Here is an 8,368-nt window from a genome sequence, read left to right on the forward strand (position 1 = left end):
TGAGGCGCAGAAGTGCGACTCTTTTGATTCTAAGTCTCTGTTTTATTGGGTGCCATGACTTATTGAGAAGTTATGGGGTGCGCTCGTAAAATATTGATTTAAAATGAAAATACCGCTAGCCTGACGGCTATGGGCCAGGGGGGGATTTCGGGCGGCATCGCTCGCAGCGGGAAATAATTGATGGGCGCTCTCTAAGAACCAGGCCCTCACCGAAGTTTGCATGCCGTGTTCTCGCTGAGGTAAGCGGCAAGATTCTTTCCCCTGCTGGAAACCTCGCTTCACCGCTTCAATGGGTTGCGGCTTGTCCCTCGTTGCGCCGTGAGCGACTTTCCGCTATCAGGATGGAGAAGTCGCGAACTCAAGATCGCTCACATACTTTATGTGCAAGTGATGAATATCGCAGCCCTCACCACCTATCAGTTTCATCCAGAGGGAGCAAAGCAGGGCAAGGGGCGCCCAAGTTCAGCGAGCCGCAGGAGTTTTCTCAGACCCCGTTGAAACCAGGACAGACAGGAGCGGGCAAGCTTGCGAAAGATCCAGTGGTCGGGATCGGTTTGTCCAGTCGCCTTTTGCTCCAGCGGCGTCGGTGATTCCAAGGCATCGCGACGGCCGGTGTCGGTGCACCAATGCATCGCCAGGCTTAGGATCAACACCAAATGGTCGACGCGATCGGGGTAGCGCAGCTGAGTATCTTCCAGACCGAACCCACGTGTTTTGAAATCCGAGAACATCGGCTCAATGCTCCAGCGCAAGCCGTCATCACGGATCGTAGCCGCCGTGGGCTGGCAGTCCATGGCAATGATCCACGCCTCCTCATGCCCGGCTTCATGCCAGATGCCAATGTTGGTCTCGACGCCGTCCTGAAACAAACGTGCCCCCGGCGCGAAACCCAACGAGATGCCCTTGGCCAAATCGGCGGTGCAGGTGATGTCCGCACGCCCGACATCGACCACATGATTGCCCTTCAAGCGCAACCGATACCCCCAACCCTGGGCGTCCAACCACTGAAACAACGCGACCAAGGGATAAAAACGATCGCCCGCCAGCAGCACCGGCGCGCCCGCGGGCAACCAACCGGCCACGCAGTCCAGGACCTCGCGTTGCGCCTCGAAGCCCAGATTGGCCGCGCCGGCCTCCACCGTCCAGCACAGCGCCAAGGCCCGATCCCCGACGCGCACACTGACCATCAGAATCGCAAAGCGATCGCCCAAGTCGGTTTGGTCCATGCTCAACACCACCACTTGCCCGTGGCGCGCGGCTTCGCCCAACTGATGCCGCGCCAACGGCTCCATGATCATTCGGCTGTCCAATAAGGGATTGGCCAACAGACGGGCAATCCACTGCAAGCGCATGTCGTCCTGTTCGGTCTCGATCGGCAGGACCGCCGCCCACTGGGCGGTGTTGGCCGTCTGGGTCTGAATCGCTGCGGCGATGGTGGGCGGGAGTTTCCTCACCACCTATCGGTTTTATGTAGCCAGGGCTTCCAGCCCTGGCAAACCAGGCCAGGATGGCCTGGCTACGCAGGCTTGGAGCGGCTGTTCCGGTTGATTTCGGGAAACCGATAGGTGTTGAGCGGGAGTTTCTTCAAGATCGTTTTTCGCAGCCAGGATGAATCTGTCGAAGACCGCGTTCGATCTCACGCGCAAGCGAGGCAACCGTTCCCAATTTGAGTCAATCTCATCTGTCAATAGCGATAGTCAAATTGTCTACATGAAACTGATGGGTGGCAAGGCTCACTGCAGCGCGCCATCCATGCTCTGGCCAGTGCGGCCTCATTGAGCGGGGTTGCGATCCATGCCTTGGAACAGGCGATCCTGAGCCTTCTCAGCCAGCGCGAAAACCCCGACGGAAGCCCGCGCTCATACGCCAGAATTCAGCATAGCTCGTCAAAACAGGTCGTCTAGCTCCGTGGCGTGGCAAGGGATCCTGAATAGTTATAAAGAAGTCGATCGTAACTGCTGAATCTATAGATTCTAATCTATGCTTTTGCTCCGAAAGTCTGATATCTGGTCGGGGCAGACCGCCCGCATACTTCCACGTAAGGCCGTCATGGCCTGCTCCAGGTCGCCCGAATAGGGCTCGGGAGAGACTCAGCATCGGTCGAATACGCACCTGGAGCGCATTGCCAAGTATCGATCTCTCCGGTCTCAGTAGTCGCGTTGCGCTCGTCGTCTGGCGAGTCAGCCAGTGGCATCGAGCGACGGCCTAAACGACACAGCAGACGCGCCGTCATCACGACGACGCCACGCTGCGAGTAGTGCACACAACGAGGAGTTAACAACGTGGATGTATTGCTAGACTTCGGCGCGCGGTTCTTGCACCAGCTGCAATCGCCAACATTGGCCTTCCTGTTGGGCGGCATCCTAATCGCCGCGCTCGGTTCACGGCTGACGATCCCCGATTCCATCTATAAATTCATTGTCTTCATGCTGCTCATGAAGGTCGGCCTGAAGGGCGGCATGGCGATCAGCGAGGCGGATCTCGCGGCGATGCTGCTCCCCGCGCTGATCGCGGTGTTTGTGGGGTGCCTGATCGTCGTGATCGGCCGCTACACGCTAGCCATGCTGCCTGGCATCCGCACCGAGGACGGGATCGCGACCGCTGGCCTGTTCGGTGCCGTCAGCGGATCGACGCTCGCCGCGGGGATGGTGGTGCTGGAGAACGACGGCATCGCCTACGAACCCTGGGCCGCGGCGCTCTACCCGTTCATGGACATCCCGGCGCTGGTCCTCGCCATCGTGCTCGCCAGTGTCTACCTGAAAAAGAAGGATGGCTCCGGCGAAAAGGTGCAGATCTGGCCAATCGTCAAGGAAAGCCTGCAGGGCTCGGCGCTGTCGGCCTTATTGCTGGGGATCGCCCTCGGGTTGTTCACGAACCCAGGTAAGGTCGTCGACACCTTCTACGAGCCGCTGTTCCGTGGTCTGCTGTCGGTCTTGATGCTGATCATGGGCATCGAGGCATACGCCCGGCTGAACGAACTCCGACGCGTCGCCCACTGGTTCGCCGTTTACGCTGCTCTGATGCCGCTCGTGCACGGGCTGATCGCGTTCGGGCTCGGCTACATCGCTCATGTACTGGTCGGCTTCAGCCCAGGCGGTGTCGTGCTTTTGGCCATCATCGCGGGCTCGAGCTCGGACATCTCGGGGCCGCCGACACTGCGCGCCGGCATACCGACGGCCAATCCGTCGTCCTACATCGGCGCATCGACAAGTATCGGCACCCCGGTCGCGATCGCCATCGGCATCCCGCTCTACATCGGCCTGGCACAGGTGGTTTTCGGCTCCTGACGCGTCGCCCGGCTATGGCCGAAAGCAGCGCTTGCTGAACCGCTCTTGGGATGGACGGCGTCGTTTTCGGAGTCGTCGACGGCAGGGACGCCGCGCTTGAGCGCCACAAGAGGCGGGGCAAGGCGATAACCGAAAGGACGAACCGGCTGCCTCAGGGACTCGCCAGTCAGCATCAATCACTGTGAAAAGTCGGGGACGGGAAGCCATGTAGAAGCACGACCAGGCCCCGCCGATCAACGCTAAGAGGTATCGACACATGACACAGACGGCCACCAAACTCGTCATCGTCACCGAGAAGGTGCTGCTGAGCAAGGTCACCAAAATCATCCAAGCGGCCGGCGCCACCGGCTACACCGTGATGGCTGCTGGTGGCGTTGGCAGCCGCAATACCCGCTCGTCCGGTCAGCCCGCTGTCTCGGACACCTTCTCGAACATCAAGATCGAGGTCATCACCGCCAACGATGGCGTCTCCCGGGCGATCGCCAAGCAGGTCGCCGACAAGTACTTCGACAACTTCTCGGGCCTCATCTACCTCGACGATATCGAGGTGCTGTACGCACACAGCCTTTGATCTCAGCCTGAACCCTCGCCAGGGATGGCAAGAGCGAGTTCTAGGCGTCTAGAAGAAGGGACTCATAGACTTGAGGGCATGGACAAGCCTCTTCGTCTCGCATTTACTGGCGCGCTGTACCATGTGACCAGTCGCGGAGACGGACGCGAGGCGATTTTCCGCAGATCATCTAAACGTTATGTCTCCTTTGGGTCGGGCGCCACGCTGGAGCACGCGCCCGGCCATCGCCAGCCTCAGGAAGGACTAACGGACAGCAGTTGGCCAGTTGCTGCCACAACGAAGACCAAGACGGACACGGCAGCGCCCACCCATACCAGCGCCGCGGTGCCAGACACGACGGCAGCACCGAGCAAGTGTGTCGGCGGACCTCGAAATAAAACCGCGAAATCGGGGTTGGATGAAGCCGCCCACCGCCTTCGCGATTGGCCTTGCGCGGGTCGGTAGCTTGCAGGATTCAGCCCGGAGTTCAGAGATGCGTTCCTCCAGGACAAGATCCCTGGCAGGATCACGGGCATGCCCGATGCGTTCTGGCAGGGTGCATTGCCACAAATTCGACTTTAGCAGAGGGTTACCGGCCTTTCTTTTTGGTCGTGCTGTCCCGGACTCTTGGCGGGGCGTGCCAGAGGGATCACCCAGATATCTCGGGCTTAGAGGAGGTTAAGTGCGCCTAGGATCCTCAACGAAAACGAGGACCCGAAGGCCCCCGTTTCTTGACAGCGGACATTGCCTGGCGGGTGTTAGAACACCGAGACCTGACCACTGATGCCGTTCTGCGTCTGATTCGCACCGACGACGTTGAACCCACCGATGGCGTTGCTCTGATCGACGGCGACGTTCTGCTCCTGTGCGAGCAGGTGCGTGCCGAGATCGATCTCAGGGGCATTGACGATGCCGATTTGAAGAGACGCTAATCGACCCTAGCGGTCCGCAATGGACGGCGAGCCATCGGGACTAGGGGTTGTTGGCCCGAACCGCCGGAAGTATGCAGTAGGACTTTATCGCTTCGGGTCATCGGAGGCCGCCATCTTACCAACTTATCTCAATAGTTCAGCTAGTTATCGTTGACACCGACGGACATTCGGCTGTCGATGACCTAGTTGGCGCACCGCGGGTTAGGGGCTAAGTCGTCCTCGTGTCGACTTCCGACACGGGTCTCCAAACGTCGGTGGCTCTCCGTTATGGCCCGTAACCGTCTGAGTTGTCGTGGTGCATCCCAGGAGGTCGCCAGTCCTCTGCCTTAGTGCATCAAATCGGCGGTTTGGGCCAACAACCCCAAGTCCGTGTTGCACAGCCGTTCTAAGCCCTTGAATTCGGCGCGACTCTGCTGGGGCCGGGTGACGATAACGTCACCCGGCTACCCGACTGTCCGGCAGCAGCGATTTTGAACATCAATTGCCGCCCTCAGGTATTGTACAAGTCCATCCAATGGCATAACCACCTTCCAGGCGACAATTTGCGCGAAAAATTCGTCGTCTTTGACGATCTCTGCATCTCTGCGATTGGCAACGTAGTTCCTCTGTAGAGTCGACATCCCAGATGAAGCTGTCAGGAAAGTCGCGCCCATCCCCAACGCTCTCATTTTCGCCGATAATATCGACTGCTTCTACACCACAGACACCTTCGAAAAGGGCACTAATAATCAGCTTCCGCATCGGGTTAGCCTCTTGCAGACTAACGTCTGCACGGCCTGCGATCTCAGTCCGGCCGTTTCGTACTTTGTAGAGTCGATCGTCATCGAACTCGTAAGCAAGCTGCTCGTCAATAAGGCGTTGCCACGCCGCTGTGTTTGGGTCAGGAAGTGCGTCCAAATTTCCCGAAAACACATAGCCAAACTCTGACGCCGTTAACAATACAGAGCCATTTGATAGCTGCCGCAGTTTAATCAGATCGCCTTCTTTATGCGCTGTGCATTGCAGAACGCCGTAGGCATCGAATATTTGGTTCTCTTCGGTGAAGATCGCCAATGCGCCGGTTGAGTCAAAGACCTGGGTATAATCCTCACCGTTGCTATCGATTTCCCAGATGAAGGCGCCGGGAAAATCGCTCCCATCCAGACCATAGTCGAGCAGATCGATATCATCGTTGCCAGATTCAGTTGGCCTTAAGCTCCAAAATTCGACATTCTCTTTTAAACCAGGGGTGTCTCCACCCAATCTATTTTGAGTGTCGATTCTCATGATGTTGTTGACAGTCGGATCGGCATTTACCAAATTCGCAGCAGCGAGAACGAGTAGCATGCCAACCAGGAACATTTTGGTGAACTTATTCATCGATTTCTCCACAATCCGTGATTTTGTAAGAAAAGGGATCCGACGCTGTGCGTGACTAGCAAAAGCAGAAAATGCGCCAACCTCAAGAAATCGCCCGCTAAGCCGTGTGAAATCGCGGTTCTATGCGAGCTTGTAAGGGCTTGAGCCTGGTGTGAACTAGCTTTCTGTTCGCTTGATGCCAACATTATTCAAGGAAAGCGTCGTCTTCTTGTTTGAGCCGACACCTCTCTGAGGAAGGCATCAACTCAGGGGAAGACACGGGAAGGGCAGCAAAGGTCTCGCCGGGAGAACCAAGCTCCACGATCGTCATCCGGCCTTGCCGTAGCGGACTGCTCTTGAGTGGGAAGAAGCAAGGAAGGGCAACGCTGATCCCGTGATGCGTGGTGCCGAAAGGGTTGTAAACCAGAAGGCTCCGTTTTCGTCTGAGAATCGGAAGAGGATCGATGCGGGCAGAATGGTTGTGGGCGTTAGCGGTGCGCGGTCAGATGCCGTCGTAGATATACTTGCTCAATGGTGCAATGCGATTCCGCCTCATAACTTCTTGCTGAAATGACCGGATGTCCTTTTTCGCTTGCGCTTTACTCGCCATGATCGCGTCGATCAGTGGTTGTGCTGCCGTGTAGGTCGACGGAACATGTACACTTGGTCGATCAAGGGCGAAAGACATTCGAAAACGCTTGGTCAGATAGAACGCCTCCGCGAGAACTGCAATGGCTTCGTCGCGGGATGCGGTGGGAATTGGGATGCGACGATCGTCGAGGATCGCATGCGTCAGTTCATGGACACACGTCGCCTGTCCCAACCGAGTAAAGTAGTTCCTGTCTTCGCGAAGAACAATTCTGTTGTTCTTCGTCTCGTAGACGGCTTCTTTGCGTCCTTTGACGTTGAGGAAACGCTTCTGACTTAAGACGCTGACGCTGATCAAGCCACTGGCCAGGTAGCGTCGCATTCTCCGATAGTCGTCAGATGATACCTTTAATGTCCCGAGATAGAAGTTCATCTCTTTGATGAAGCTTTCCGCAATCGACGCGATCACAGCCGCTCTGCTATGAAAAAGTCGCCCTGTCCGATTCAGCAGATCTCGCTTATGGGGGACGACCACTGGAATCAATCCATAACGCGTCGAGATCATAAAAATGGTTTGCTCTCCGACCACCGCATCATCCTTTAACATCTGCTCCGTCTGAAACGCTCTCGTAGTTTCCTGCGTCTCCTCGCCAAAGATTCCGTCGAATTCAGGGCCGTTGCGAGATGCGCTCACGTAAGAGCGCGGCAAATCGTACCCGAGGCCAAAGAGGGCTTTCTGAAACAACGCAACATGATCGCCGTTCTCGCCATACGCAAACGGTTGAGCGTTGAACGCCGCCGAAACGATTTTCTTGTTGCGGAGGAGCTGTTGCATGAAAGTGACCTGCCTTTGTCGGGCAGAATTCTTGGATCATGCCCGGACATCATTCGAAAAACGACGAATTGCCGGAACATTCGTTTGCAATGACCGACGATGCGACAAGAGCAAACTACAGTGGCGAGCCTTCATGGTGCGCGGTTGTGACGAGCGCACACCCCTGACGCTCTAAGTAGATTCAGGGCCAGTCGTGCTGTCAACCGCACGAAGAGTACGTTGATCGTGATCCTCTCACGTGTGAGCAGGGCATTTCTCCAACTCCTGCAAGCGAGCGATCCCTGTGATTGCCGCAATGACGAGGGTCTGCCTCGCGCGCTGTGCCAAGCGCTCGCGGCCCACCCGGTGGTAGAGTCTGCAACCACCGCGGCGTGGGAGGCACAGCTCAAGACCCTTGGAATCACCAAGGCACGGCGTCATCAGCGCATCGCAACCGTTGCCTGCTTTGCTCGGCGGACTGCTGGCGGAAGGCCTCTCGCGTGAGCTGGCCATCGTCAGCGATGGTGCCGGACAGTTCGCCATCCTGCTGCATGCCCTCTGCTGGATGCGCGCCGAGCGCTTGATTCACAAGCTCATCCCGCTCAATGAGCGCCGGCGCCAGGATCAGGAACGCGTCCGTGACGAGGTCTGGACACTGAGCCGGAGCCTTGAGTTATTGAGAAGTTACCGCCTAGGGGTAGCAACGAAAACGGGGGCCATTCAGCCCCCGTTTTGGACAGCGGACATTGCCTGGCGGGTGTTAGAACACCGAGACCTGACCACTGATGCCGTTCTGCGTCTGATTCGCGCCGACGACGTTGAATCCACCGATGGCGTTGCTCTGATCGACGGCGACGTT

Annotated in this window: 6 protein-coding genes and 1 pseudogene; 4 read left to right on the forward strand and 3 right to left on the reverse strand. The window is 57.4% G+C overall.

Annotation, left to right across the window (positions count from 1 at the left end):
• Positions 1-422 precede the first annotated feature (422 nt).
• A complete protein-coding gene (locus G3480_RS23925; protein ID WP_164656749.1) occupies positions 423-1,457 on the reverse strand; it encodes a transposase in 1,035 nt (344 codons plus the stop codon).
• Positions 1,458-2,282: 825 nt separating this feature from the next.
• On the opposite strand from G3480_RS23925, the gene G3480_RS23930 reads away from it, so the two are divergent.
• The 3 genes from G3480_RS23930 (at position 2,283) to G3480_RS23940 (ending at position 4,769) form a co-directional block, all read left to right on the forward strand.
• Positions 2,283-3,287 carry a sodium-dependent bicarbonate transport family permease gene (locus tag G3480_RS23930; RefSeq protein WP_164656750.1) on the forward strand — a complete coding sequence of 335 codons (1,005 nt, stop codon included), beginning with the start codon at positions 2,283-2,285 and terminating at the stop codon, positions 3,285-3,287.
• Positions 3,288-3,543: 256 nt separating this feature from the next.
• Positions 3,544-3,858, forward strand: coding sequence for a P-II family nitrogen regulator (locus G3480_RS23935; protein ID WP_164656751.1), 315 nt, complete (start codon positions 3,544-3,546; stop codon positions 3,856-3,858).
• Between the two features lie 710 nt (positions 3,859-4,568).
• A complete protein-coding gene (locus G3480_RS23940; RefSeq protein ID WP_164656752.1) occupies positions 4,569-4,769 on the forward strand; it encodes a hypothetical protein in 201 nt (66 codons plus the stop codon).
• 477 nt (positions 4,770-5,246) lie between these two features.
• On the opposite strand, the gene G3480_RS23945 is transcribed toward G3480_RS23940, so the two are convergent.
• Together G3480_RS23945 and G3480_RS23950 are read right to left on the reverse strand one after the other, a co-directional pair.
• Positions 5,247-6,128 (reverse strand): hypothetical protein, encoded by an 882-nt coding sequence (locus G3480_RS23945; RefSeq protein WP_164656753.1) that lies wholly within the window; start codon positions 6,126-6,128, stop codon positions 5,247-5,249.
• A gap of 481 nt (positions 6,129-6,609) precedes the next feature.
• Positions 6,610-7,530 (reverse strand): peptidoglycan-binding domain-containing protein, encoded by a 921-nt coding sequence (locus G3480_RS23950; protein WP_164656754.1) that lies wholly within the window; start codon positions 7,528-7,530, stop codon positions 6,610-6,612.
• 436 nt (positions 7,531-7,966) lie between these two features.
• Between G3480_RS23950 and G3480_RS23955 the strand changes: the two are divergent.
• Positions 7,967-8,368 (forward strand): annotated as a pseudogene (locus G3480_RS23955) (IS66 family transposase); the annotation flags it as partial.

The sequence above is a fragment of the Thiorhodococcus mannitoliphagus genome (genome assembly GCF_010915725.1).
In the GTDB taxonomy this organism is placed as follows: Bacteria; Pseudomonadota; Gammaproteobacteria; order Chromatiales; family Chromatiaceae; genus Thiorhodococcus; species Thiorhodococcus mannitoliphagus.